The sequence below is a fragment of the Sphingobacterium gobiense genome (assembly GCF_002980575.1).
Classification (GTDB): Bacteria; Bacteroidota; Bacteroidia; order Sphingobacteriales; family Sphingobacteriaceae; genus Sphingobacterium; species Sphingobacterium gobiense.
Genome location: NZ_PVBS01000001.1, coordinates 1,904,892 through 1,930,352 on the forward strand (window position 1 = coordinate 1,904,892; position 25,461 = coordinate 1,930,352).

General features: G+C 42.2%; 23 protein-coding genes. 17 read left to right on the plus strand and 6 right to left on the minus strand.

Going from position 1 to position 25,461, the window contains the following annotated elements; translation table 11 throughout:
* The first annotated feature begins 55 nt into the window (after positions 1-55).
* The 5 genes from C5749_RS08480 (at position 56) to C5749_RS08500 (ending at position 3,374) form a co-directional block, all read left to right on the plus strand.
* Positions 56-955: a diacylglycerol/lipid kinase family protein gene (locus tag C5749_RS08480; RefSeq protein WP_105724799.1), complete on the plus strand. Its 900-nt coding sequence runs from the start codon at positions 56-58 to the stop codon at positions 953-955.
* Positions 956-979: 24 nt separating this feature from the next.
* Complete coding sequence (locus C5749_RS19960; RefSeq protein WP_105724801.1) at positions 980-1,237, plus strand: SemiSWEET transporter; 258 nt, start codon at positions 980-982, stop codon at positions 1,235-1,237.
* A gap of 103 nt (positions 1,238-1,340) precedes the next feature.
* Positions 1,341-1,643, plus strand: a complete 303-nt coding sequence (locus C5749_RS08490) for a hypothetical protein (RefSeq protein ID WP_105724803.1) — start codon at positions 1,341-1,343, stop codon at positions 1,641-1,643.
* 38 nt (positions 1,644-1,681) lie between these two features.
* Positions 1,682-2,287 carry a hypothetical protein gene (locus C5749_RS08495; RefSeq protein WP_105724805.1) on the plus strand — a complete coding sequence of 202 codons (606 nt, stop codon included), beginning with the start codon at positions 1,682-1,684 and terminating at the stop codon, positions 2,285-2,287.
* 19 nt (positions 2,288-2,306) lie between these two features.
* Positions 2,307-3,374: an AI-2E family transporter gene (locus C5749_RS08500; RefSeq protein ID WP_105724807.1), complete on the plus strand. Its 1,068-nt coding sequence runs from the start codon at positions 2,307-2,309 to the stop codon at positions 3,372-3,374.
* On the opposite strand, the gene C5749_RS08505 is transcribed toward C5749_RS08500, so the two are convergent.
* Complete coding sequence (locus C5749_RS08505; protein WP_105724809.1) at positions 3,351-4,883, minus strand: FAD-dependent oxidoreductase; 1,533 nt, start codon at positions 4,881-4,883, stop codon at positions 3,351-3,353. The two genes, C5749_RS08500 and C5749_RS08505, sit on opposite strands and share 24 nt — an antisense overlap.
* 254 nt (positions 4,884-5,137) lie before the next feature.
* Between C5749_RS08505 and C5749_RS08510 the strand changes: the two genes are divergently transcribed.
* From C5749_RS08510 to C5749_RS08520, 3 genes are all read left to right on the plus strand, one after another.
* Positions 5,138-5,698: a type 1 glutamine amidotransferase domain-containing protein gene (locus tag C5749_RS08510; protein ID WP_105724811.1), complete on the plus strand. Its 561-nt coding sequence runs from the start codon at positions 5,138-5,140 to the stop codon at positions 5,696-5,698.
* A gap of 104 nt (positions 5,699-5,802) precedes the next feature.
* Entirely contained in the window at positions 5,803-6,552 is a 750-nt protein-coding gene (locus C5749_RS08515; protein ID WP_245893663.1) for a 5'-nucleotidase C-terminal domain-containing protein, read from the plus strand.
* Entirely contained in the window at positions 6,527-7,516 is a 990-nt protein-coding gene (locus tag C5749_RS08520; RefSeq protein ID WP_105724812.1) for a bifunctional metallophosphatase/5'-nucleotidase, read from the plus strand. Before C5749_RS08515 ends, C5749_RS08520 begins: the two co-directional genes overlap by 26 nt.
* A 361-nt stretch (positions 7,517-7,877) precedes the next feature.
* Here C5749_RS08520 and C5749_RS08525 read toward each other — a convergent pair whose 3' ends face one another.
* Together C5749_RS08525 and recN are read right to left on the minus strand one after the other, a co-directional pair.
* Positions 7,878-11,261, minus strand: a complete 3,384-nt coding sequence (locus tag C5749_RS08525) for a TonB-dependent receptor (protein WP_105724814.1) — start codon at positions 11,259-11,261, stop codon at positions 7,878-7,880.
* Positions 11,262-11,469: 208 nt separating this feature from the next.
* Complete coding sequence (recN, locus tag C5749_RS08530) at positions 11,470-13,131, minus strand: DNA repair protein RecN (protein ID WP_105724815.1); 1,662 nt, start codon at positions 13,129-13,131, stop codon at positions 11,470-11,472.
* 546 nt (positions 13,132-13,677) lie between these two features.
* On the opposite strand from recN, the gene C5749_RS08540 reads away from it, so the two are divergent.
* From C5749_RS08540 to C5749_RS08550, 3 genes are read left to right on the plus strand one after another with little or no spacing between them, the layout of a single operon-like run.
* Positions 13,678-14,310, plus strand: a complete 633-nt coding sequence (locus C5749_RS08540; RefSeq protein WP_105724819.1) for a SprT-like domain-containing protein — start codon at positions 13,678-13,680, stop codon at positions 14,308-14,310.
* Between the two features lie 36 nt (positions 14,311-14,346).
* Positions 14,347-16,011 (plus strand): M28 family metallopeptidase, encoded by a 1,665-nt coding sequence (locus C5749_RS08545; RefSeq protein ID WP_245893664.1) that lies wholly within the window; start codon positions 14,347-14,349, stop codon positions 16,009-16,011.
* Between the two features lie 50 nt (positions 16,012-16,061).
* Complete coding sequence (locus tag C5749_RS08550; RefSeq protein WP_105725344.1) at positions 16,062-16,478, plus strand: hypothetical protein; 417 nt, start codon at positions 16,062-16,064, stop codon at positions 16,476-16,478.
* 62 nt (positions 16,479-16,540) lie between these two features.
* Here the strand turns inward: C5749_RS08550 and C5749_RS08555 are convergent, their stop codons facing one another.
* On the minus strand, positions 16,541-16,801 hold the full coding sequence (locus tag C5749_RS08555; protein ID WP_105724821.1) for a hypothetical protein: 261 nt from the start codon (positions 16,799-16,801) through the stop codon (positions 16,541-16,543).
* A gap of 57 nt (positions 16,802-16,858) precedes the next feature.
* Between C5749_RS08555 and C5749_RS08560 the strand changes: the two genes are divergently transcribed.
* Positions 16,859-17,446, plus strand: coding sequence for a hypothetical protein (locus C5749_RS08560; RefSeq protein WP_105724823.1), 588 nt, complete (start codon positions 16,859-16,861; stop codon positions 17,444-17,446).
* On the opposite strand, the gene tamL is transcribed toward C5749_RS08560, so the two are convergent.
* Positions 17,443-19,755 (minus strand): translocation and assembly module lipoprotein TamL, encoded by a 2,313-nt coding sequence (tamL, locus tag C5749_RS08565; protein WP_245893677.1) that lies wholly within the window; start codon positions 19,753-19,755, stop codon positions 17,443-17,445. The genes C5749_RS08560 and tamL overlap by 4 nt on opposite strands.
* A 45-nt stretch (positions 19,756-19,800) precedes the next feature.
* On the opposite strand from tamL, the gene C5749_RS08570 reads away from it, so the two are divergent.
* The 3 genes from C5749_RS08570 (at position 19,801) to C5749_RS08580 (ending at position 23,143) form a co-directional block, all read left to right on the plus strand.
* Positions 19,801-20,556, plus strand: coding sequence for a TrmH family RNA methyltransferase (locus C5749_RS08570; RefSeq protein ID WP_105724827.1), 756 nt, complete (start codon positions 19,801-19,803; stop codon positions 20,554-20,556).
* A 109-nt stretch (positions 20,557-20,665) separates the two neighbouring features.
* Positions 20,666-21,850, plus strand: coding sequence for an MFS transporter (locus C5749_RS08575; protein ID WP_105724829.1), 1,185 nt, complete (start codon positions 20,666-20,668; stop codon positions 21,848-21,850).
* Positions 21,851-21,880: 30 nt separating this feature from the next.
* Positions 21,881-23,143 (plus strand): AI-2E family transporter, encoded by a 1,263-nt coding sequence (locus C5749_RS08580; RefSeq protein WP_105724830.1) that lies wholly within the window; start codon positions 21,881-21,883, stop codon positions 23,141-23,143.
* Here C5749_RS08580 and holA read toward each other — a convergent pair.
* Positions 23,127-24,137 carry a DNA polymerase III subunit delta gene (gene holA / locus C5749_RS08585; protein WP_105724832.1) on the minus strand — a complete coding sequence of 337 codons (1,011 nt, stop codon included), beginning with the start codon at positions 24,135-24,137 and terminating at the stop codon, positions 23,127-23,129. The two genes, C5749_RS08580 and holA, sit on opposite strands and share 17 nt — an antisense overlap.
* A 37-nt stretch (positions 24,138-24,174) precedes the next feature.
* On the opposite strand from holA, the gene C5749_RS08590 reads away from it, so the two are divergent.
* Both C5749_RS08590 and clpP read left to right on the plus strand, forming a co-directional pair.
* Complete coding sequence (locus C5749_RS08590) at positions 24,175-24,705, plus strand: type I restriction enzyme HsdR N-terminal domain-containing protein (protein ID WP_425443440.1); 531 nt, start codon at positions 24,175-24,177, stop codon at positions 24,703-24,705.
* 57 nt (positions 24,706-24,762) lie between these two features.
* Positions 24,763-25,458 (plus strand): ATP-dependent Clp endopeptidase proteolytic subunit ClpP, encoded by a 696-nt coding sequence (clpP, locus tag C5749_RS08595; protein WP_105724834.1) that lies wholly within the window; start codon positions 24,763-24,765, stop codon positions 25,456-25,458.
* The last annotated feature ends 3 nt before the right edge of the window (positions 25,459-25,461 follow it).

Here is a 25,461-nt window from a genome sequence, read left to right on the forward strand (position 1 = left end):
CTTAGGTTAACAACAATTGAGTACCTCAAAATGTTCTCCTATTAAAATAGCATATATGACGCAAGTAATCTTATTACATAATCCTAAGGCCGGAGACGAAGATCACTTTAAGTCCGATCTTATGAGAGCCATCGAGAAGGAGGGCTATCGTTGCACCTATTATTTGATCAAAAAAGATGAGCGGTGGAAGGACCAAATTGACGAGGCAGATATTGTCGTCGTAGCTGGCGGCGACGGTACGGTGCGCAAAGTTGTTAAAGAGCTCTTCCAAAAGGGAATTGCGAGAAAGAAGGCGACCTTGGCGTTGCTACCAATGGGGACTGCAAACAATTTATCTAAAACGTTATTACTTAACAAAGAAACCAGTTTCGAGAATCATGTGAACGCTTGGAAGAACGGCAAGTATCAACGGTTTGATATGGGCACCATCGCATATGACGGAAATGCTGATTTTTTTCTTGAAGGTGCCGGGTACGGCATATTTCCGTCCCTCATCCAAACAATGGATAAAATCGACCTCAGTCACTTAGAAACGACGGACGATCAGTTAGCGTTAGCCTTGGAGAACTTGTATAAAATTATACAAACAACAGAGGCACATCTTTACACTATTCGCGCAGATGACAAAACTTATGAGGATAGGTACTTGCTATTGGAGGTGATGAATATCCCCTCCATCGGCCCCAACCTTACGCTGGCCCCTGCAGCGCAAATAGACGATGGCTATCTGGATCTGGTTACAATTTCCGAGAAAGAACGGGACACGTTCGCACTACATGTCAAAAAAATCACTAAGGGGGAAGCAACGTCTTTTGATTTTCAGACAATCCGGGCGAAAACCTTCGAGATTCGGTCGCCTAATAAAACTATCCATATCGACGACAAATGTATATCCACATCCAATGGTTCCCTCACTATAGAGGTGCGAGAGCATATACTTGATTTTCTTAGTTAAATTCGCGCACCTAATAAAAGAGATATGGAAACTATAATTGGAGTTGCGGCCGGAATACTAACCTCTATTTCCATGTTGCCCCAATTGATTAAAGTTATAAAGGAAAAAGACGTCGAAAACCTCTCCCCTTATATGATCGCTATTTTACTCACAGGCGTATCTTTATGGGTCGTTTACGGTGTTATGCTTCTTGAATGGCCTATTATTTTATCTAACGCCTTTTCTGTCCTCGTTAATGCTACTTTATTGACCTGCTATGTTCTATTTAGAGAAAGTAGATGAGACCTCTTGGGAGCGTCGGGTGCAATCTCCCTAAACATAAAGGCAAGTTGACTGTTCATTTGTAAATAAACAACGCGTGCGGGACATAGATAAAAATAAATAGATGAATAATCCGAAAGACACAGATGATGAGTTTGGCGACGCAGCAGGCCAAGAAATTAATAAAGACCCTATTATTGGGGGTGCGGACGATGTGTACCGCGAGAAACCCACGGATGACCTCCGGGATTCCGACCTAGTCGACGCAGAACCTATCCAAGAGGAAGTCGATCGTGTAGCGAATGACGGTGAAGAAGCAGACGGGAATTACGAAATAGAAGGATCGCGTTCGCCCGCTGATTCCGAAGAGGAAAACATAGATATCAGCAATCTGGAGGATAACGACGATATTACTACTGACAAGTAATAGCCAATGTTTTAAGACAGTATTTAAAATATAAGCCTATGGAAAAGAGTATTCCTAAACAAGTCGAGGGTAAATCCCTAGACTGTTTCAAAACCGTTGAGCTCCCTTCCCGAGAGGAAGCCACTAAATTTTTTGAGCGTATACGATCCAGGTTACTGGACGTGAATCGTTGGAACGAGATCACAAAGGCACCTTCGGCCACTTTTACGATTATGGATGAATCCGGTAATACGATCGAGCGCCCCGTCCAAAAAGCCGACTACATTCGAATAGACATTCCGGGTCCGGGGCTCCCTTCGGCAAAAGGCTATGACTGGGTACGCGTAGAAGATATTACGGAAACTGCAGATGTCGAAGGAGCTCGTATTCTTTTGACGTTAAGGCCCTGCCCCGACCCAACACAGGATAATACCGATACCGCACACTTCTTTACATTGTTGGCTACTTCCTCTTTTCTTGTGGAACAAAAAGGCGGTCATATTTCTTTACACTACGCCGGACGCAATGAAATAGTCAATACGGACAATACCTCTATACTGGACAACCTACGTAATTTTATGGTAGGCCTAGGAGCAAAAATGGGTGCGTCATTTCCTCAATGGAAAGCACTAACCGAGGGACTCGGCGACATTGACAATTACTAAACAATAGATCGGTCGAAGCATGGGGAAATCAATTTCTAGCGTATTACAATCGACGTTCACCTTAGTGTTAATCGTTATAATCTTGTATTATGGCAAGGGCATATTGGCTCCACTAGCCATCGCCTGCATCTTCGCTATGTTATTCGTTGGTCCTTCCACCAAAATGGAGAAGAAAGGTTTGCCGCGATGGGCAAGTGCACTGACCATGGTAAGTATCCTTGTACTATGTCTTGTGGGACTCGGTTTCCTTTTGAGTTGGCAATTCCAAAATTTCGCAGAGCAAATTAGTTCGCTGAAACAAAACCTGACACAAGTGCTTACAAACTTACAACACTGGATACAGGAAAGATTAGACATCGATCCGGCTAAACAGCAAGCCATCGCAGAAGAGCAGATGAAAGGAGAATCTACAAACGGTTCGACGGTCCAGCAGCTTGCATCTGGCATTTTCAGTCTGCTGGTTGACGTCATCCTGGTATTGGTTTATACCTACCTATTACTCTTTTACCGTACCCGACTGAAAAATTTTCTACTCCAAATAATCCCATCCAAAGATCGGGAGAAAGGCGTTGAAATTGTTGATTCGGTAAGCCAAGTGGCTGCTAATTACATGACAGGACTTGCGAAAATGATCGTGATATTATGGATCCTTTACGGAGTGGGATTCACGGTTGTCGGCGTAGAGAATGCATTGTTTTTTGCTGTGATATGCGGCATACTAGAGTTAGTTCCTTTCATAGGGAATTTAACTGGCACGGCGGTAACGGTATTGGGGGTGACTGCTCAAGGGGGCGAGACAGATATGATCTTAGGTGTTGTACTGATATATGGTTTCGTTCAATTTGTTCAAACGTATTTCTTGGAAACCCTTATCGTGGGAAATGAGGTTAATATCAATCCGCTGTTTACCATCTTGAGTTTGGTAGCAGCAGAAGCGGTATGGGGTATACCAGGTATGATCCTAGCAATCCCCATTACCGGTATGATAAGGATTATATGCGACCGGATCCCCCGTCTACAACCTTACGGCTACTTAATAGGTAGCGATAAAAAAGCTAAAAGATCACTTTGGAGGCGTAAGAAGTAGCTGGCTCAGCGGCGCTACTGAGGGACCGTTTAGCAAGCGTCCGTCTGGGGCATATCGTGCTCCGTGGCACGGACAGTCCCAGCTCCGTTCTGTGTTATTCCATTTTACGATACATGCCGCATGACGACATACCGGATCTACGGCAAACAGTTCACCCCGCTCATCTTTGAACAATCCAATTCTTTTCCCTTTATAATTCAAAATCTTTCCTTCACCGCGGCTTAACGTTGCCAGTTCGTCTATTTCTTCCAGAAAAAAGCGGTCTTTCACAAAATGCTTTGCTACATCGAGGTTCTCTACAAGCAGGTCACCAATCGCTGAAAACGGCCCCAGACGACCCGGCGAATAAATATCCTGAAAATCCGTTTTCCCGTGTACGACGAGCTCTGCCATCATGAAACCACCTAACGTCCCGAAAATAATTCCATTTCCGCCATAGCCCGTAGATAACAACTCTCTGTGGTGGCGCTTTCCCGGGTAATAGCCAATAAATGGTAGCTTATCCTGACTTTCGTAATATTGAGACGACCATTCATATGTCTTCTTATTTACGACATAAAGACTCCTGATATATGCCTCCAGCTGGCGAAAGTTGTTTGTCTCGTTATCGTGGTGTGCTGTTTTATGATCCTGTCCCCCAACTAGAAGGTAAGACTTGCTCTCCTGCTTCACGGTTCTGGAATAATGGAAAGGTTCCTGCATATCATAAACTAACGCTTCCGGGCAATCTATCTCGCGCTCCAACTCCCACACCTGTAGATAACTTCGATAAGGTGCCAGACGGAAGTTCATTACCTGTACACCAGGCGGCGTATGCGTAGCGTACAAAACAAAATCCGCAGAAAGAACATGGCCATTATCGGTTTTCACCTGAAGCACATCATTTTTCTTTTCTACATGCTGTACGACGGTTCTTTCTCTGATTATCCCGCCTATACCGGTGTATGCACTTACAAGTCCAGCAAGATATTTTGTGGGGTGGAACCTAGCCTGTTCCTCGAATTCGATAGCATACACGAACGAAGCCGGAACCGGGATGCTGTCCACTTCAGAACAGGGAATTCCAACCTTAGCCAATGCGTCTTTTATTGCTATGAGCATTTGTTTCTCTTCTTCATTCTGTGCATACATCACGCCCGAACAAGGAGCAAAATCACATTCAATCTTATAGCATTCTTTATTTTCCTTGATGACTGATATGGCCTTTCGTGTAGATTCAACAACAGTGCGTGCTGCTTCTAAACCATGTTGTTCAATAATAGCAGTATAGGGCGTATCAAGTACCGTATTAATGTGTGCGGATGTACCGCCCGTGGTACCGAATCCTACTGTATTTGCTTCCATGACTACACAACTCTTACCGGCTTCTCTGAGTTTTAATGCGGCGGTAAGTCCCGTAATCCCTGCGCCTACAACAATTACTTCAACGTGCTCCCTATCCGGCGATTTGGGCAGTTCAGGAAAGGTCGTCTCCTGCCAAATACTCTTGTTTATTCCATCTCTTTGCATATCATCTTATTCGTTTATTTTATGTACAAGGTGAGTTTATCCTTTTTGATAGAATGCGCAAAAGGGCTTCCTTGTTTCCAATGAGGCAGAAAACAGGTAGAATTACGTCTTCTTACGTAGTTTTCGTCTTTTAGAATGATGACGAGGTGTTGAGCGATAAAAGAGTCGAGTATTTTTAATTTTTTAGAACCAGATAATGCTTTGGTTGTTATCTGATTGAACAATGTCTTATTAAAATTAAAAGGGTAAATGCTATGGGAAAACTAAATGGAAAAAGAATCGCTATATTGACAGAAGATGGTTTTGAACAAATCGAGTTAACGAGTCCGAAAGACGCTTTGAAAAATGAGGGTGCACAAGTGGATATTGTATCTCCACGAGAAAAGGCTGTACGCTCGAAAAAAGGCGATGACTGGGCAGACGAATATCCGGTTGACATGCCACTAAACCAGGCAAGAGTCGATGACTATGATGGATTGCTGATTCCTGGAGGCGTAATCAATCCAGATAAATTGCGGACCAATAAAAGAGCGCTCTCTTTTGTCCGTGATTTCTTCCAAGCGGGAAAGCCCGTTGCTGCCATCTGCCACGGACCTCAGGTGCTAATCGACGCGGAGGTAGTAGAGGGTCGCAAACTCACTTCAGTTGCCGCAATAAAGAGGGATTTAATCAATGCAAAGGCACACTGGGAAGACAGCCAAGTAGTGACTGATCAAGGACTGGTAACCAGCCGTACACCGGATGACCTTCCTGCTTTTAACCAAAAGATTGTCGAAGAATACGCGGAGGGAAAACATGATGGACAGCAGGTTTAAAGCTAGTAAGTAACTATTTTTTAACTAAAATACAACAAAAAGGAGAACGTCAAATGTTCTCCTTTTTGCTTTTAATATTTAGCTTTGTCAAAAATTTGAACTGTATGAATCGTTCGCTATTATGGTGTGTTTTTTTATCTGTCGCGATATTGCTGTCTTCCTGCAAAACACAACTTTACCATCAAGTAAATAACGGTCGATATTATCAGATAGACACAACGATTGTTGCCGATAGCAGCATTTTGGCTTATTACGCGCCCTATAAAGAACAGCTAGAAATAGAGATGAATCGCGTCATCGGTTTCGCTGCAAAAGAACTCCCACGCGGAGGTGGCGCACAGAGTCTACTCGGCAACTTTTTCGCAGATGCATTATTGTGGAAAGGGCAACAACTCGATCCGGAGGTACAGGCAAGCTTCGCCACCAAAGGTGGTATCCGGGCAGATCTCCGTGCTGGCGATATCACGGTAGGCAACATCTTCGAGATTATGCCTTTTGAAAATGCGGTGACCATTCTCACTTTAAGTGGCGGCGATATGCTCCGCTGGGCGGAATATATGGCAACGACCGGAGGCCAGCCCGTGAGCGGCATCCAACTGGTCATAGAAGATAAAAAGGTGAAAGAGTTTTTGATCCAAGGGAAACCGGTCGACCTCGCGGCGACCTACAAACTGGCAACCTACGATTATCTGGCCAATGGCGGAGACTATGTCTCCTGCTTCGACAACCCGATCGCCCGGTCAGACCATCCACAACGCATTCGCGAAACGTTGATGGAATACGTTATATCTCGCACAACACAAGGAAAAAACATTCAAGCACAACTCGATGGAAGAGTCCAAATTATTAGATAGAAGACGTTTTATTAAGCATTCGCTGGCACTTAGCGCGCTAGCGACATTCGGTGCTTATCCCTTTGACACATTTGCTGATCTGAAAACGAAACGTTTGACGATTCTCCATACAAATGACGTACACAGCCGCATCGAGCCCTTTCCTATGGACGGCTCACGTAATCAAGGATTGGGTGGTGTGGCACGGCGAAGTGCACTCATTAATCAGATACGTCAGGAAGAAAGGAATGTGCTCTTATTGGATGCGGGCGATATGTTTCAGGGCACACCTTATTTCAATATGTTCGGGGGAAAGTTGGAACTGGAATTGATGTCCAAATTAGGCTATGATGCAGGCACTGTCGGGAATCATGAGTTTGACAACGGGATAGAAGGACTCGCCAAACATCTCGATAAAGCTAATTTCCCTCTTTTAGCAGCGAACTATGACTTTACCGGAACAGCGATGGAAGGCCGGACAAAAGACTACATCATCGTAAAAAAAGACGGTATTCGCATCGGACTTACCGGCGTAGGAATTAATGTAGCAGGCCTGGTAGATCCAAGCGCACATGCCGGCATGACATACTTAGATCCTATTTCGGTAGTGAATCATATTGCTAAAATGCTCAAAAAAGACAAAAAATGTGATTTGGTTATTTGTTTGTCCCACTTAGGCTATAAATATGAGGATGACAAAGTGGATGATATAAAACTTGCAGCTGCTTGTCGGAATGTGGATATTATCTTAGGTGGGCATACACACACATTTCTGAATGAACCTACCCGTGTGCGGGATCTGGATGGCAAAGAGGTTTGGATAAACCAAGTCGGTTTTGCAGGTATACGCCTAGGACGGCTCGATGTTATTTTCAATAAAGCCACCGGAGAAAAAAAGGTAGTCGCGCAACACTATCCAATCGATCAGAGACTGGATCTTCTTACTTCGTTTTCAGACCTTACTGCTTCAGATCGGATTTCGTAACGAAATAATTATCGCACGCGCAAACTCACGATAGTAGTCCAGTCCCCAACGCCGTGACGGTTTATCGCACGAACTTTTGCAAAGACTGTCGATCGGGATGGTACGCCTTTAATCAAGTTTTTCCGGGAACGGGTTTACTTTCACGTTTGAGTTCCCTATCCACACGTCCACGAGTCTAGTTTGCAGGAGCCAAGTTTGCTACATATTCATTGTAGGCATTTTCGACCTCTGCAAGCGGAGGCATGGGGTTAGGGAACTTAGGATTCCATTCATAAAAGTAGAGAGCCGCAACTAAAAAGTCGCGACTCTCTATATTTTATTGTTAGTGATGAAAATGAATTCGATACTATATTTATATTACCTAAAAGGCATAACGTAGTCCAAGCATAGCACTCCAAGTCGTACCTATGGTACTAGCTGGTCTGAATGGTGTGTTAACTAACGTCGGCTGGTTCTCGTTAACTTTAGCATCTTGTGTATACAACATTCTAAAAGTAGGAACGCCGTTTTCTACCCTGCGAGTCGTTAATACATTTCTTCCTGCGGACAAGATAGAAGATTGTACACCCCATGAGGAGTTTAACAAATTTGCAAAGTTAACTATATCAACCGTTAACTGTAATCTATCATTTTTCTTTGCTATATTGTTAAATAAGTTTTGTGTCCAACGAATATCAAAACGATTTAACCAAGGCATCAAGAACTTATTACGAGGAAGATACTGACCTCTGTATGATTCCAAACCATTTTCAGTAATAAACGCTTCAAGTCCCGCCTGTTGCTCAGCGACGGTAAATACTTTCTGACGCTCTTGGTCATTGTTATCTGTATAGTCCACGGTAAATTCTTCAAATGTTAACTCAGAGACCTCTTTAGGCAAATATATCAGATCCATAGCTTGTCCATCTCCGTTCAGGTCATTGGCATAAAAATAAGAGAATCGTCCTTGGTGTGCTCCATTATAATAAACACCAAACGTTGAATTTTTGATGGTATAACTAATGTTCGCCACCACACGATGAGGAATAGCATAATCAGAGATATTCAAAACATCGTCGTTCGGGGAACTAATTACTGGCGAACCACCCCAAGCAGAGGAAGCGTTAGATCCAGCATTCGCCGACACTTCCTTTGCGTCTGAATAAGTATAAAATACAGATCCTGACAAACCATGCCATGGCGCAACAGACGCACCAAACGTGGCAGAGAATGCATGACCTTTAGTTTTCGTATTCGTTAATACCGTTACGGCATTCGCTCCCATATCAGGATTATAACGATAAGCATCCTCGTTAGGGTAATATTCACGGTCGTCTCCCGAGTAGTTCATCCTGCTGTTAGATATTTTTCTATTAGCACCAAACTGATAAGCAGCATTAACATCCTTTGTATATAGAATATCCGTTGTTAGGGTGACTGGTGTATTCGGAATCCTATAATCGCCACCTATACTAGTTCTCCATACTGACGGCATCTTAAAGTTATCATCCACCAAAGAAAAAGAACTTGGTGCGCCTTCTTCTGGAGTATTGATAAATGGTGTAACACGGTTTCCATCAGCGTCCGTATAATAGACTGGATTTTTAACATAGTAATACATATCATCTGGATGGAAGCGAATTTGATCAATCCAAGGTCTAACTTGATCATAGTTACCTGGTTCCATATTATTTTGAAGTACACCGGAACCCGTCGGCATATTGGTCAACCATACGAATGGAACCCGTCCTGTAAAGATACCTGTTCCCCCGCGCAATGTCAACGAACGGTCGCCGTAAACATCATAGTTAAATCCCAGGCGCGGAGATAACATGACACGTGATTTTGGCCACTTTCCTGAAGAATAATGACGAGGGTTGCCATCAGTATCCAACAACTCTAACGCATCTATTGACGGATTTGCCGTCAACTTGTTCATATAAATGGGCATTTCCGCTCTCAAACCAACAGTGAAATTGAAACGGTCTGTTAGCGTGATACGATCTTGCGCATATAATGAAGCTAAACCAAAGTTAACCCGCGCGTAGGTATCTTGCCCTTCATAAGGATACGTTATACCGTACATGATAGGCGCAACTTCATTAGGAGTGCCTGTCTTAAGAAAATCTTCAACAGATGCATATCGATAATAACCGGTTCCCAAACGCACGTAGGAATTACCAAATTTCTGAACCTCAAAAGCAGCACCTCCGGTAATACTATGTTTCCCTACATTATAGGTTAGGTTATTCGTAAAAGAGAAATTATCATTGACAACATCGTTATTATAGGAGAAGAGCTCTGTACCAAAACTCATGTAGTTGTTTGTTCCAGTTGGTCCATTCGCACCTATATTTCCATCCCATATATCGACGAACGGAAACAAACTACTACTAGGTGTTCCTCTTTTATCCTGAATCTTTGAATACGTAAACAGAAACTTATTAGATAATTCTGCGCTAAAATTGGAATTTAATTCAGCGGTGAACGATCTTACAATATTTTCAATTGAATAATTGCCATTTTCAAAAGTCATTGAATTTTCACTAACTCTATTAAAATTCGATCGCGGTCGTGGACCAGAATTGCCGTTGGCTACCTGCATAGATTCGCCACGAAGCACATTATACCGAAACGCCGCTTTGTGTTTATCGTTAATGTTCCAGTCAATCCGTGCGAGAAACTTATTTCCTGATTGTTCAGCTTCGTTAGCGTAGCCTTCATACCGACCTGGTTCATATCCCCATACGTTTCTAAGGTGATCTCCTACTCGCTCTAAATCATCTCTACTTACCCGACTAATATTCTGGGAAGGAACAGCAACACCATTTTCAGAAGCACGCCACAAATTCGCTCCGGATGCGTTAGCTCCGGTACCAACCTCCCTTTCTCCACTCACAAAGAAGAACAATCTGTCCTTAATAATAGGCCCGCCAAGAGTAAATCCATAATTCTGTTTGGTTCCTCTATTGAAGTCTATGCTTTCTTTGTTGATCCTAACCCCATTAAGGTATTCATTGTTCAAATATCCATAAACGGATCCGTGGAATTCATTAGTTCCTGATTTGGTTACAGCGTTAATACCCGCTCCGGTAAAGCCAGATTGGGTAACATCAAACGGAGCGATATTAACGGAAATTTCTTCTATAGCATCCAATGAGATAGGCTGCGAGTTCCCTCCGGGGAGCGGGTTGCTGCTTAATCCGAAGCCATTATTAAAGTTAGCACCATCAATTTGCAAGTTGTTGTAACGTGCATCACGACCTGCAAAAGAGTTGCCATTGGCTTGAGGAGTCAATCGGGTAAATTCCGTGATACTCCGACTAGTTTGCGGTAGTTCTTGAATCTGCTTAAGACCTATATTTGTTGCAGCACCCGTTTTATTTACGCTTTGGCTTCGGATACCAGTGACAGTAACCGCGTCTAAAGCTGTAGACAAACTTTCAAACGTAGGATTTAAGACAAAAGGTTGTCCTAACTGCAAGTAAATATCCTCATAAACCACAGGATCTTGACCTACATAGGTCACTTCTACGCGGTAAGGACCACCAACACGCATATTGGCCAAATTAAATCGGCCCGCTTCATTAGCAGAACCCGTGTAAGCAGTTCCAGAAGGTACGTGGGTTGCCTTAATCGTTGCTCCCACGGTAGCGTTGCCTGTAGCTTGCGTCACTACTCCCTGCATACTACTCGTGGTAACTTGAGCATGGATTACCCCATAGCTTGACAGCGCCAAGGCGAAGATTAGTAAAGATTTCTTCATAGTCAACTTTTAGTTTGTTGTTTGTTTCAAAATTTAACACGACAAAGTTATATATATAATATGAGTACTTTTGCCACTTAACACAAACTTAATATTGAATTAAAGAAAAACAACCATTAATTATTCGCTTAACGATAAAAAAATATACGTTTTATTCTGTTTTAATATAGAGTTTTATTACGCGGGTTAGAGACACGAAAAGTCTACTTTATCTTTCAAGCAACTCCTTCGCGTGCTGTAAAGCCGACACTCCCGGGTTTGTGCCGCTGAGCATTTGCGCAACTTCTAGAACACGGTCTTCCTTATTCAACAGCGTGATATCGGTCTTGGTTTTCTCTCCCTGATCTTCTTTAAACACTTTAAAGTGGGCTTGTCCTCTTGACGCGATTTGGGGTAAGTGCGTGATGGCCAAGACTTGCATATCACTTGCTAAATGCTCCATAATCTCTCCTACTCGTAATGCAACTTCTCCTGAAATACCTGTATCGATTTCATCAAATATAATCGTCGGTAATGCAGATGTCTGTGCCACGAGCGATTTAACAGCAAGCATTACACGGGAAAGCTCTCCTCCTGACGCTACACGGTGTATCAGCTGCAAAGGTTGTCCCTTATTGGCAGAAAACAGAAATTGGACATCATCACTACCTGTAGTTTTGTATTTATCGACTTCTAATAAGGAAAGTTCTATCTTGAGCTGGGCATTGGGCATCCCTACTTCCGCCAAGACCTCCTGCACATATTGCTCCACACGTGTCACTGCTTGTTGCCTACTATCATGCAGCTGCTTCCCGGCTTTTTCCAGCACGTCCAAACACCTAGCAACCTCGTGCTCTAAAGCAACTAATTGTTCGCCTTGATTAGCCACGGCCACAATTTTTTGTTCCAATTCATTTCGTAGTGTAATGAGTTCCTCCACGGTGTCCACCCGGTGCTTCTTTTGCAAGCTATATAATAGGCTTAGTCGCTCATTGACTTCTACCAGTCGGCCTTCGTCCATCAATACATTCTGTTCCTTGGCACTGATCTCCTCCGCTATATCTTTCACTTCGATCCATACACTTTGCAAACGCATCGCTAGTTCTTCCGCCGGCGGCATGAAACGCTCGACGGATTGGAGCTGTTGTAACGATTCTTTTAAAGAAAAACTAGCCGAATGTTCACTTTGGCTCAGCAAATGACTAACACGCAACAGTGCTCTTTTTATTTCCTCTGCATTTTCCAATTGGCTCAACTCCGCTTCCAACTTTTCCTGTTCACCTTCTTCCAAATTGGCTTGATCTAATTCATCAAACTGAAACTGGTTAAAGTCCAGTGCGGCGTTTGCATCGGCGATATCTACACGTAGGCGGACTAAGGATTCCTGTTGTTGCCTATATTGCGATAAGTTTTGTTTATAGTCGTGCAGAATCTTTTGATTCTTTGCTACGTTATCCAATATCATCAGCTGAAAACGCTCGGTATTCAACTGTAAAGTAGCGTGCTGCGAATGAATATCGATCAACTGCTCACCCAATAACTTGAGGATATTTAGGGTCACAGGTGAATCGTTTACAAAAGCGCGGGACTTGCCGTCGACTGAAATTTCGCGACGGATAATGGTTTCGGCATCGTAGTCCAATTCATTGTCCTGGAAAAAATCTTGCAATCCATAAGCATCTATCTTGAAAAAACCTTCTATCACACATTTTTGATCTTCTCGAAAGAAATGCTTTCCCTCCGCACGATTACCCAATATGAGCCCCAGCGCCCCCATCATAATGGATTTACCTGCCCCCGTTTCTCCAGTAATTATGTTCAACCCAGCATCAAATTGGATATCCAAGTTTTCAATCAATGCGTAGTTCTTAATAAAAAGTCTATTTAGCATGGCTTCTGATTCGTACGATCAAAGATAACGATTTTGTTTTCTGTTTCTAAAAATGAAATTTTGTGATGTAAAATGAAGGTTTTCTTTATGCAACTTTTTTTAGAAAAAAGTTGCGCAAAAAAGCGTCGCTGCGGATGTTTTACATCTGGGATAGTACTAAGGATGAATTTGTACAGTTGTAAAACATCCGAAGGCGACCTTGAAGGGTAAGGAAGGGATTATGCAATAGCGTGATCAAAAACGGTCATAAATGACAACGATTAGGCGGCGTAAAACGGCCTTGTGCTTTTCTGCGCCCATTTTTATGAAGGCTATTCCGTATAGAACAGAATGTTGTCTGAATGAAGTGAGTTTCATTCTGTTCAGGAATAGACAAGTAAAAATAGCAGAAACACACTCAGCCTTGATTTTTTTGCTTCGTTTTTTCATCAAAGAAAAAATGAAGAAGAAAACCTTTAATTTTTTCCACAATCATAACCGCATCAACCTGACAAGGAAAAAGAAGAAAAATAATATTTTATAAAAAAATCAATATGTTTGCAACACATGCCAGATTTTTCTAAACAACTCAGTCAATATATGCCGGAGGTCGCTGCTCCAATTATCTCCGCATGGATTAATGATACGGGGTGCCAGTTTAGGATTTCGCGTAGCCGCAGAACAAAACTCGGCGACTACACCGCACCTTTCCGCGGCGCTCCGCATAAGATATCGGTCAATCACGACCTCAATCCCTATGCTTTTCTTATCACAACCATACATGAGTTTGCACACCTACAAACGTGGCAACAGCACAAACATCAGGTAAAACCACATGGTACTGAATGGAAAGGTCACTACAAACAGCTTATGGCTCCTTTTCTCCAATTGGATGTTTTCCCCTCGGACATTCGACAGGCTATCGTCCAATACATGGAAAATCCCGCAGCTTCCAGCTGTACCGATATATACCTCTATCGTACGCTAAGAAAATACGACCACAATACAGCTGAACAGTGGACCATAGAATCCATTCCTACAAACAGTATATTTGCATTAGAAAACGGACGTGTCTTCCAAAAGCGAGAAAAACTTAGAAAGCGGTACAAGTGTGTCGAACTTAGTACAGACCGCACATACCTGATTCACCCTATTGCTGTGGTCAGTTTAATTAAGGATGCAGACGTTATTAAAAAATAATCTCGTATTTTAGACACGCATAATCTTTCGATATATATGATGAAACAAAAATTACTATTGATTCCTGCCCTTGCAAGTGCATTGTTCTCTTGTCAAGAAACCTCAACAGATAGCCATAACACGGATGGACTTGATTCTGCAGCTTTGAACGCCATTACGGAAGACACCTACAAAGCACATGTAGTCAAACTTTCTTCTGATGAGTTTCTTGGTAGGAAGCCTTTTACGAAGGGCGATACGCTCACCGTTCAATATATCGAACAACAGTTTAAAGATATAGGGTTGCAACCAGGCAATGGTGAATCGTATTTCCAAGAAGTACCTTTAGTGGAAATTGCTTCAGAACCGAAGAATAAAGTGCTCACGTTCAAAGGTGAATCTGGCAGTCTTTTAGCAAACCATCTCGATGACTATGTTATCGGAAGCCGGCGTTTGCAAGACGATATTGATATAGCTGAATCTGAACTGGTTTTTGTAGGTTTCGGCATCGTCGCTCCGGAATTCGACTGGAACGATTACGAAGGGCTGGATGTCAAAGGTAAAACAGTCGTAGCCATGGTAAGTGACCCGGGTAGATACGACAAAAGCTTATTTAAAGCCGATACCATGACCTATTATGGCCGTTGGAAATATAAATATGAGGAAGCTGCCCGGCAGGGTGCGACTGGTATTCTATTGATTCACGAAACGGAGGCGGCGAGTTACGGTTGGAACGTTGTGCGATCAGGATGGTCTGGGCCTCAACTCGAATTAATATCAGAGGACGACGGTGCTTCATTTGCCGCGTTTGAAGGATGGATTTCCAATGAAACATCAAAAAAGCTTTTCCAGCTAGCTGGGGTTTCACCGAATATTATGGAAGAAGCTAAGAAACCAGGGTTTAAGGCTGTACCATTAAATGTCACGACGTCGGTGGGCATTCATAATACATTTAGAAAGTCAACTTCCAATAATGTTATTGCAAAGTTGGAAGGGTCAAAGAGACCCGACGAAGTCATTATATATACAGCACATTGGGACCATTTGGGTGTAGGTGAAACAATAGACGGTGATTCTATTTATAACGGTGCCATTGATAACGCAGCCGGTGTAGCAGCATTGTTTGAAATAGCAAAAGCCTTCCAAGCAGCGCAAGTGAAATCCGAACGTTCGATTGTTTTTCTAGCGGTAACAGCAGAAGAGGAAGGATTATTGGGATCAGCGTATTACGCACAACACCCTATTTTTCCTTTGAATAAAACTGTCGCGAACCTTAATATGGATGCTTTCAGTGCGTTAGGAGCAACCAAAGATGTTTCCGTGGTCGGCATCGGACAGACAGAAATTGAGGACTACGTAGAAAAATCTGCCGCCAAATTTGGCCGTGTGATGAAAGGTGAAAGTGATCCAACTTCTGGAGGCTTCTACCGCTCCGACCATTTTAACTTTGTCAAAGCGGGCGTTCCGGGACTTTTCATGGGCGCCGGAAGCGAACTTGTCTCGACTGATACCGCTGATATTGAACGTAAAAGAGAAGCGCTCGCAGGCAGGTACCATACGGTGTCGGATGAAGTGGACGAAAACTGGGATTTTAGCGGTATTATAGAAGATATACGTTTATTTTTCGATATCGGCTATACAATGAGTATGGAAAACACATTCCCTAACTTTAAGACAAAATCTGAATTTAAGGAAATAGGAGACAACCGCTTAGGATTATAAATTTATTAGAGAGAGAGAACAATTAAATATAAACAAACATGTTAACAGGAATGAAACATCTACATTCGACTTTAGCCGTTATCTTATTATTGGCTTTAGTTATTTCAATTGTAATTACAGCAGTCAATTATTTCAAGGCAAACCCGTACAACCGCAAAATAGCATTGATTGGACTAATCAGTGCACACCTTCAGCTTATTGTTGGGTTAGTTATCTATTTCGTTTCCCCTCTCGGGATACAGAGTTTCTCCGGAGAAAACATGAGCAACAGCTTATCCAGATTATATTTTTTAGAGCATCCGCTGATGATGCTTATTGGGATTGTACTGGTTACCATCGGTTATTCAAAAGCGAAAAGAGCAACGGAGGATTATGCCGCCAATAGGACGGTGTTCATTATGTACACTATTAGCTTAATTATATTTTTATCCCGTATCCCTTGGGGTACCTGGTCGATTTTAGTATAATAAAACAAAAGCCTGGACGAAAATGTCCAGGCTTTTGTTTTATTAATTGTTGAAATGGAAAATTAGTTTTTGTTTTTCCCAAATCCCAAAATCTCGAATACTACTTTAAATGCTATGATCGACGCTACCACCATCAATAAATTTGCTATTAGCGAAAATATAAAAGTCATCTGATCCAACGAAGGCAAAACATCAGGAACAAACCGGATGAATACACCTACCAAACCAATGACAATCGCAACCGTTAACTGTACATAATATTCCGTGCGATTAGCGTTATTGTCTGTCTTTTTTGCGGGTCTTTGAGACACAGTATTTTCCATATCAGTCTATATCTTTTTTATTTTCACAAAGGTAGGGAAGAAAGTTGATAATTGAAAATGGAGAATGGAGAGTTTTTCTTATTATTGCAAAAGATATTTTTATTTTCCAACGTGAAACATGTCACTCAAATTGTTGTATTCATTTTAGCATCTATATCGCTGATACAGGCGCAACCACAACGTATCGACGATTTTATCGTAAAGGAAAACCTCACCCAAAATAGCAAGCTTGCCATTATTGCCCTTGATAGTGCCGAACAGCCCTTGGAAAGCATCAATGGTACATTCGTTTTCAACCTCAATGGCTTTCAGCAAGATCTCCAATTTCACGATGGGATCGCTGTTGTGCAACACCCAATAGAATCTTCGACATTGGTTTTTTTTAAACACAAAAACCAGGATAAGACGGTTAACAAATTATACTATATCCACAAGAAAGACAGCGAGCTGAAGCCATTTCAAATAAACGGCTTACTCCTGCTATTCATTCCATTAGCTATATTATTAATAGCTTATTTATTTAAAAGATTTCTGGTAACTTTTGTTATTCTAGCGCTTGTCTACGCCTACTTTCATTTTTCCAAAGGACTCGATGTTTCCAATATTGCAGAAAGCATATTAGATGCGTTAAAGAATTTAATCTAAAACGGGAGTCCGACACTAAAATTGTATTGGATAAAATTATACCGGTCGGGGCGATGTGTTTCGTAATAATTTTGTTTGAATTCCCGACTGTTAAAGAACTCTTTTATCACCCACTGCTCGCCCTCAGCAAATTGCGGGTCTTTCAGTTTTAACCCCGCATCCAACCGGATAATAAAATAGTCCATATCTAGTCGTACGCCAAAACCTGTACCAAGAGCAATCTGCGAAAGAAACTCATTCGCTTTAAACGTACCGTTAGTCGTTATTTCGTTATCTCTTAGCAACCAGATATTTCCAGCATCAAGAAACGTGGCTCCATTCAACTTCGCGCCCAAAAAATTATTCAGCATCCGAAAGCGATATTCCGCGTTTGCTTCCAATTTGAGCTCACCCAACTGATCCAGATTTCGTAAATTCAGCCGTAAGCGTTCCGGTAAATCTGCCCGGTTATAATTACCAGGTCCTAATGTACGTGCTTGCCATGCCCGAATACCGTTCATCCCACCTCCAAAGAAACTCTTCTCAAATATCAATAAGCGGGAATTGTTGCCATATGGAACAGCGACACCACCGTTGAATCGCAACACAAATTGTTTGTTGCCTCCCAAATGGCGGTACCACCGGTAATCAATCTCTGTTTTAGCAAACTGCAAGTAAGGCACACCAAACAACAGGCGTTCGCCTTCGGTCGATGTTTTCAACTTCAACACATCACTTAACATTCCCAACACATTTCCGCTGCTTTCCAATCCCACACGGAAATAATTAAAATTTTCTTTCGTTAGAAGCTTGGCGGCGTTATAAGTGTAATTATACTGTGCACTTAAACCAAAATACTCTCGATTATTACTTCTAACGTATAGCAAATAACCTTCGTCCTCTAATTGCCGTTGAAATGCCTCATCTAGCCTCCCTACCCGGTACTCAACGGAAACCGGCGTTAAACTATGCTGTGAACGCGGACTGGTATACCATATATAATTTAGCGAATTGGTAAAGTACCTATTGGAATACGTTTGGTCTTGTTGAAAAAATTGCAGTGTACTGGAAAAGGTGGTTCGTGGCAAACCATAGGTCCCGGTACTGGAATTCTCAAACGGCGTCATCAAACGCGGAATAATAAGATTGACCCCTACTTGAAAATCATTGTTAAAAATCTTATTGGCCAGACTCCCTTCCAAACGGGGATCAAACAGCACACCATACCGCATCTTTACTTCTAGTTGTTCCGCACCACCAAATACATTGCGATGTGAAAAGGTATTCCCGACATTGAAACCACTCATACCCGAACTAAACGTAAACTCACCTTCCACTTGGTTCGCCATAACCGGACGGGGGGTCAGTTCGTAAAATGTATTCAAACGATTATTTCCGGTTTTTTGATGGTTAATCTTCACGTTCCTGAAACCGTTCATTTCGTAAAGGCGGTCATAAGATTGATTTTCTTTCTTGAGATCATAGCGCATGCCTGGCTGCAAATACATATATCTGGATAGAGGCTTTAGCCGAAAGCGTCCAGTTTCGTCATTATAAGTGATTCGTAGGTTTGTATCTACAACAGAATGAGGGTCTCTTGTACTGGTCTGTCCATAAGGCAATATTACTTTCACAAAGACGCTATCAATTTGGTAAATAGCATGTTGTGTGCTATCCGTTGGATCTTGTATTTCTACCTGGAGGTCCGCTTGTTTCGTAACCGTATTCGTGTCAATCCCTACCCGCATGTATTGCCGCACATAATCATAATACCCGCGTTCTTTCAATTTTTCATAAAGCTTCTCGCGCTCATCAAGTAAATCTGCGCTGTCGAACTGCTTTCCTGTTTTAGCCAGCGATTTCGGTCTTACTTCTCGTACGTATATCTCTTCAATCGCGGGATCGTCGGCACGATAGCGGATATGGCCAAACAGGAATGGCTTTCCCAATGAAACAAGAAAATCAATATGGGCTTTCTTTTTTTTAACGTCGATCTGAGGCGTTACAAATGCATTGAAATATCCCTTGGTCTGGAGATATCTATTAATTTGTTGTGCAGACAGTTCCACCAAGGATGAATCGAGTACATGCGGGGGTTCTCCAACATTCCGTCTGTTTTCCTGTTTGTACTTTCCCTTCCGTGTATTGAAAAAATTATATATCGTGAGATTTAGTCTCGAATTCGGCTTTATTTCATTCGATATATAAGCCGCCGCCCTTTCTTTGATATCCGGTGGAACGCCCGTGATATCCACATCCGTCACCAACGCTTGCCCCTCTTCTAAGTATCTCGCCGAACGACAGGATGCAAAAAATAGCAACAAAAGCATTATACTTGCACAAACAAAAAAACAGTATGTCTTAATCATTAAGCAATGTTATCAAAAGCGCAAATTAGTTTAATTACGTCATTGCAACATAAAAAGTTTCGCAAACAGCATGGACTTTTTATCGTCGAAGGTGTGAAATCGGTACTCGAATTCCTATCCTCTGAGTACCAAATCCACAGCTTATATACCACGGCGGAAGCTCGAACAAAAATGGGCAATTTACCGCAAAAATTAAAATGTATAACGATTACCACGAGCGAATTTCAAAAAATTTCCGGTTTGAGCAATCCGCAGGGGGTATTGGCACTCGTTCATTTACCAACCTCCGAAAACTTTGATTGGGCCAGCTTAAAGCAGCAGCACAACCTTCTTCTGGATGATATACAAGATCCGGGAAACCTAGGAACTATCATCCGAACAGCTGAATGGTTCGGCATACCCCACATTATCTGCTCTATGGGCACCGTCGACGCGTACAATCCCAAAGTTGTGCAAGCAACAATGGGCTCGTTAGCGCGCATTAAAATATACTATACGCCGTTAGCGGATTTCATAAATCGGGCCGAAATGCCTACTTATGGAGCCCTTCTAGATGGGAAATCCATATATGAAACAAATTTCGGAAATGCCGGACTCATCGTTATGGGTAACGAGGGAAACGGTATCAGCAAGGAAATCGAAGAAACAGTGGATCATGCAGTGACCATTCCTCGCGTTGGAAACGCCGAATCGCTCAATGTAGCTGTCGCTACTACCGTCTTCTGTTCTGAGATTGCAAGACAAAAAATGAAACCATCATAGTTTATGCAAACCGAACGTAGTGAGCTGATGAATGCCGCTTAAAACATATGCGCTATGCATAAACTTGATAGCTTCATTACCATTAAAAAGCAAATTATTCGAATGAAAAATGGATAATCAAGTAGTCGATACAAAGTCGATATACACTTTTCCTTTTATTTTATTGTGTCTGAGTTCGCTGCTGTTTTGTGCGAGCTTCAATATGATTATCCCCGAATTACCGAACCACCTTAGTCAAATGGGAGGTGCCGAACATAAGGGGCTAATTATTGCGCTTTTTACATTGACAGCGGGTATATCCCGCCCTTTCAGCGGCAAACTTACAGATCGTTGGGGCCGCGTCCCGGTAATGGCTATCGGCTCTATCGTATGTTTTGTCTGCGGCTTTCTCTATCCGATCCTCAGTTCTGTAGCCGGCTTTTTCTTCCTTCGGCTCGTCCATGGATTTTCGACAGGCTTTAAACCCACGGCGACAGCAGCCTATATTGCAGACATTATTCCACAAAACCGTTGGGGTGAAGCCCTAGGGATGCATGGCCTTGCGTTTGCAGTCGGTAGTGCCATCGGCCCCGCTATTGGTAGCTACATTGCTAAAGATTACGGTATCGATTTTATGTTCTACTGTTCATCGGCATTTGCATTGCTTTCTATACTCATCGTGATACGCATGGGAGAAACATTGGCTGACAAGCAAAAATTCTCCCTAAGCATGCTTCGGATTAATAAAGGTGAAATCATCGAATGGCGCGCCGTTCCGGCGGGTATCGTGACATTGCTCTCCTATTCGGGATACGGCGTAATTCTCACCTTAATCCCAGATTGGAGCGACTACTTAGGTATTAGCAATAAGGGGTTGTTTTTTACCGCCTATACGCTTGCTTCGATCAGCATTCGTTTTATCTCCGGAAAAGTATCGGATCGCTATGGTCGGATACGCGTCATGTATGTGGGGATTGTCATTATTTCCATTTCGTTACTGCTTTTAGGACTAGGCAACTCTATAGAAGGCTTAATTTTAGGTGCCGTCGTATACGGTATAGGTAGTGGTATTCTATCACCGGCCGTCAATGCCTGGACGATAGATCTCAGCTTACCACAGCATCGGGGGAAAGCGATGGCGACAATGTATATTGCTTTAGAAATAGGTATCGGTGGAGGTGCACTGCTGGCAGGATATATTTATCGTGATGAGATTAGCAAAATTCCTACTATATTTATCCTCAATAGCGTGATTATATTTTTAGCATTTTTTTATGTGCTCCGTTGGGACGTAAAAAACAAAAGAAGCCGTTAATCGTTTTGTATACAATTAAAAAACCGTAAGATGGATAACAATTCTAAAAAATACCCCTATTCGCTCGATCTAGCGTCAAGCCTCATCGCTATGGCACTTTTGCTAACGTTCATGTATGTTACACAAAGCGTTCTTGTCCCACTGCTGTTCTCGATTCTTATATCGATTTCTTTGTTTCCTCTTGCTCGCTTTCTGGAACGCATGCGTTTAGGCAAAGCGTTTGCAGCAATACTATCGGTCCTTATTGCCATTGCAATCATCTGGACACTTGGTTGGTTTATCGTCCACCAAAGCATCATCATCAGCAAAGATGCTTCTGCTATAACAGCCAAGGTAATGTCTTCGTTAGAACGGGCACAGGCCTGGGTTGAACAAAGTTTTGGTATCGAACGCACGGAGATAATGGACCAGCTACAGGACCAAGGCAATAAATTAGCATCTAACGCGGGTAGCGTTATAACGGCAACATTTGGTTCTATTGGTAATATGGTGGCGGGGGTTATTTTAGTACCACTCTTTAGTTTTTTCTTATTATACTATCGTGATTTCTTTCGGGAATTCTTTTTTAGAACGTTTAAAAGTGTTCCGCACACGAAAGTTGACGCGACCTTGAATAAAATATATGACGTGGTACAAAGTTATTTATTAGGATTGATCACGGTAATGGGAATTGTCGCGGTGCTGAATACCGTCGGTTTGATGGCTTTGGGCATCGACTATGCGTGGTTTTTTGGAACACTAGCTTCCTTATTGATGCTCCTTCCCTATATTGGGATTGCTATCGGTTCTATCTTACCAGCATTATTTGCACTAGCGGTAAAAGATAGCGCCTGGTACGCCATTGGTGTCGTCGCGTGGTTTCAGGTCGTACAATTTTTGGAAGGGAATATTATAACGCCAAATATCGTAGGCAGTAAAGTTAGTATTAATCCGCTGATGGCAATCATCGCCATACTATTAGGAGGTATGTTATTCGGACTTTCCGGTTTGATCCTAGCCTTGCCATTAACGGCGACTATTAAGGTTCTCTTTGACGCAATTCCTTCTATGGAAGCTTTTGGATTCTTAATCGGCGAGCCAGAAAAAGAACATCTAAAAAGAAATTCAACGCAAGTTCTGCTCATGAAATGGGGTGTTGTTAGAAAACCTAAAAGTTCAAAAAAGATTGAGGTCGAGATGGAAGTCGACACCGAGACCGTCCCCGAAACTGTCACGATGAAATATAAAGAAATTCACGAATCGGAAGAGCTACCGAAGGACGATGATGACGTTGATGCTAATTCAAAATCTTAAACACGAGCTCCCGGATCATTTCTCCACCTTCGGTAAATGGTCCTACGTTCAGTCCTTTGGTTTTTAAATCATAAGTACTCAAATGGTGGATGATTTCAAATGTCTTTTTCCGATTGAAATTTCGTGCAGCCATTTCGTATTCCTTTAAAAAAAAGGTATGCACACCGAGTTGTTTTGCGGCGACCTGCGGTGATTTGTCGGGCAGATAATGGTACTTTAATATCTTTGTAAAATAATTCCCCAAGTTTCCGATAACGACCGGCATTGGATTTGATTTAGGGTTTGCGGTAAAATAATTGACAATTTGCATTGCTTTTACCGTGTTTCTTTTGGCGAGCGCAGATTGAAGCTCGAAAACATTAAAATCCTTGCTAATGCCAATATTCTGTTCGATATGCAGTGGTTGAATTTCCTGCTCTTTAGGAACATTTAAAATCAGCTTACCGATTTCATTCGCGATTTTCGAGAGATCTGTCCCTAGATATTCCGCCATCATAGCGGCTGCTTGTGGGTGAATTTGCCGCTGTGCAACTCGAAACTGCTCTGCAACCCACTCCCCCACCTTATTTTCATAAAGCTTGGCGGACTCCAGAACAGTCCCAGCTTTTTCGATAGCTTTATAAACTTTCTTGCGTTTATCGAATTTACCGTGCTTATAGGCAAACACCAGTATCGTGGTGGGCGTTAGATTTTCCAGATACTTCAATAATAGATCTTCTTCCGTCTTCCATTTCAAGTCCTGCGCTTCCTTAATAATAATTAGCTGGTAGTCGCTCATCATCGGGTACCGTTTTGCCGCATTCACTACATTGACAACGCTCGTATCTTTTCCATACAATATGGTTTGGTCAAAACCTTTTTGTGCATCATTCAATACTTCCTCTTCCAATGCGTCACTTACCAAATCGATATAATAGGATTCGTCCCCATGAAGAAGATACACCGGGCTGAATTTTCTTTTCTTGATATCCGATACAACTGTATTTGCGTTCATACGTTACGAAAATACGTTTTTTTTAACTGGTTTGTTAATGTTCACACTGACGGTGGTAGAAGATTTTTCATTTTTCCCTTTTTATTTTTTATTTTTGTTTATGTTTGAGCCGATTCCGTTGAATTTACCCCCATATCTTTCTAGAATAACGCAAAAGCTTGACAAGCTGTTTATTTTTGATGAACTGCGGAAAAAGGATTTGGTGCTCACACCAGAGGAATGGGTAAGGCAGCATTGGGTCCATTACCTCCATAAACATAAGGGTTATCCGAAATCGTTGATGCATATTGAAGGAGGCCTCAAACTGAACGCGGTGCAAAAGCGAAGCGATTTAATAGTTTTTAACAATAACGGAGAAAAAATACTTTTGGCAGAATTCAAATCACCTACTGTCAAAATTACCGATAAGGCATTCCGTCAGATTGCTAACTACAACAGCATCTATAAAATACCGTTACTCGTTGTCAGCAACGGTATAGCGCATTTTTATTGCAGGATACATTTCGAGGAAAACAGATTTGAGTTTCTACCCGAACTGCCAAATTACAGTTCGGTGTTAAATTTGTAGAGCATATTGAAATTATAGTTTTATATTAGTCGTTGTAAAATAGAAAAACAGAACACCATGAATATAGATAAAAGCGAATTTAGAAAATATGCTATTAAGCATCATCGTATTGGAAGCCAACATGTAGATGGTTATATTTCGCGTGTGCAGAACATGCCGACAAACCTCACTCCTTACATTATTGAGGAACGTCAGTTAAATGTCGCACAGATGGATGTGTTTTCACGCTTAATGATGGATCGTATTATTTTTCTAGGCGACCCCATTAACGACCAAGTAGCCAATATCGTACAGGCACAGTTGTTATTTTTGCAGTCTACCGACGCCCAACGCGATATTCAGATCTATATTAACTCACCAGGAGGCAGTGTATACGCCGGATTGGGCATTTACGACACAATGCAGTACATAGCGCCTGACGTTGCTACTATCTGTACTGGAATGGCAGCTTCCATGGGAGCGGTATTGTTAGTGGCAGGTGCAAAAGGTAAACGTGCAGCCTTAAGGCATGCTCGTGTAATGATTCATCAACCATCTGGTGGAGCGCAGGGCGTGGCCGCGGATATGGAAATCAATCTGCGCGAAATGCTGAAGTTAAAAGAAGAATTGTACACCATCATTTCCGAACATTCGGGTCAACCATACGAGTGGGTTGAAAAGTCCTCTGATCGCGACTATTGGATGAAAGCGGCAGAAGCGAAAGAGTTTGGTATGATTGATGAGGTATTATTACCCAAAAAAGAAGTTAAATAACAA

Coding starts and splice junctions, on each gene's coding strand:
- C5749_RS08480 (WP_105724799.1), top strand. CDS start 56: ATGACGCAAGTAATCTTATTACATAATCCTAAGGCCGGAGACGAAGAT.
- C5749_RS19960 (WP_105724801.1), top strand. CDS start 980: ATGGAAACTATAATTGGAGTTGCGGCCGGAATACTAACCTCTATTTCC.
- C5749_RS08490 (WP_105724803.1), top strand. CDS start 1,341: ATGAATAATCCGAAAGACACAGATGATGAGTTTGGCGACGCAGCAGGC.
- C5749_RS08495 (WP_105724805.1), top strand. CDS start 1,682: ATGGAAAAGAGTATTCCTAAACAAGTCGAGGGTAAATCCCTAGACTGT.
- C5749_RS08500 (WP_105724807.1), top strand. CDS start 2,307: ATGGGGAAATCAATTTCTAGCGTATTACAATCGACGTTCACCTTAGTG.
- C5749_RS08505 (WP_105724809.1), bottom strand. CDS start 4,883: ATGCAAAGAGATGGAATAAACAAGAGTATTTGGCAGGAGACGACCTTT.
- C5749_RS08510 (WP_105724811.1), top strand. CDS start 5,138: ATGGGAAAACTAAATGGAAAAAGAATCGCTATATTGACAGAAGATGGT.
- C5749_RS08515 (WP_245893663.1), top strand. CDS start 5,803: ATGAATCGTTCGCTATTATGGTGTGTTTTTTTATCTGTCGCGATATTG.
- C5749_RS08520 (WP_105724812.1), top strand. CDS start 6,527: ATGGAAGAGTCCAAATTATTAGATAGAAGACGTTTTATTAAGCATTCG.
- C5749_RS08525 (WP_105724814.1), bottom strand. CDS start 11,261: ATGAAGAAATCTTTACTAATCTTCGCCTTGGCGCTGTCAAGCTATGGG.
- recN (WP_105724815.1), bottom strand. CDS start 13,131: ATGCTAAATAGACTTTTTATTAAGAACTACGCATTGATTGAAAACTTG.
- C5749_RS08540 (WP_105724819.1), top strand. CDS start 13,678: ATGCCAGATTTTTCTAAACAACTCAGTCAATATATGCCGGAGGTCGCT.
- C5749_RS08545 (WP_245893664.1), top strand. CDS start 14,347: ATGATGAAACAAAAATTACTATTGATTCCTGCCCTTGCAAGTGCATTG.
- C5749_RS08550 (WP_105725344.1), top strand. CDS start 16,062: ATGAAACATCTACATTCGACTTTAGCCGTTATCTTATTATTGGCTTTA.
- C5749_RS08555 (WP_105724821.1), bottom strand. CDS start 16,801: ATGGAAAATACTGTGTCTCAAAGACCCGCAAAAAAGACAGACAATAAC.
- C5749_RS08560 (WP_105724823.1), top strand. CDS start 16,859: ATGGAGAATGGAGAGTTTTTCTTATTATTGCAAAAGATATTTTTATTT.
- tamL (WP_245893677.1), bottom strand. CDS start 19,755: ATGCTTTTGTTGCTATTTTTTGCATCCTGTCGTTCGGCGAGATACTTA.
- C5749_RS08570 (WP_105724827.1), top strand. CDS start 19,801: ATGTTATCAAAAGCGCAAATTAGTTTAATTACGTCATTGCAACATAAA.
- C5749_RS08575 (WP_105724829.1), top strand. CDS start 20,666: ATGGATAATCAAGTAGTCGATACAAAGTCGATATACACTTTTCCTTTT.
- C5749_RS08580 (WP_105724830.1), top strand. CDS start 21,881: ATGGATAACAATTCTAAAAAATACCCCTATTCGCTCGATCTAGCGTCA.
- holA (WP_105724832.1), bottom strand. CDS start 24,137: ATGAACGCAAATACAGTTGTATCGGATATCAAGAAAAGAAAATTCAGC.
- C5749_RS08590 (WP_425443440.1), top strand. CDS start 24,175: ATGTTCACACTGACGGTGGTAGAAGATTTTTCATTTTTCCCTTTTTAT.
- clpP (WP_105724834.1), top strand. CDS start 24,763: ATGAATATAGATAAAAGCGAATTTAGAAAATATGCTATTAAGCATCAT.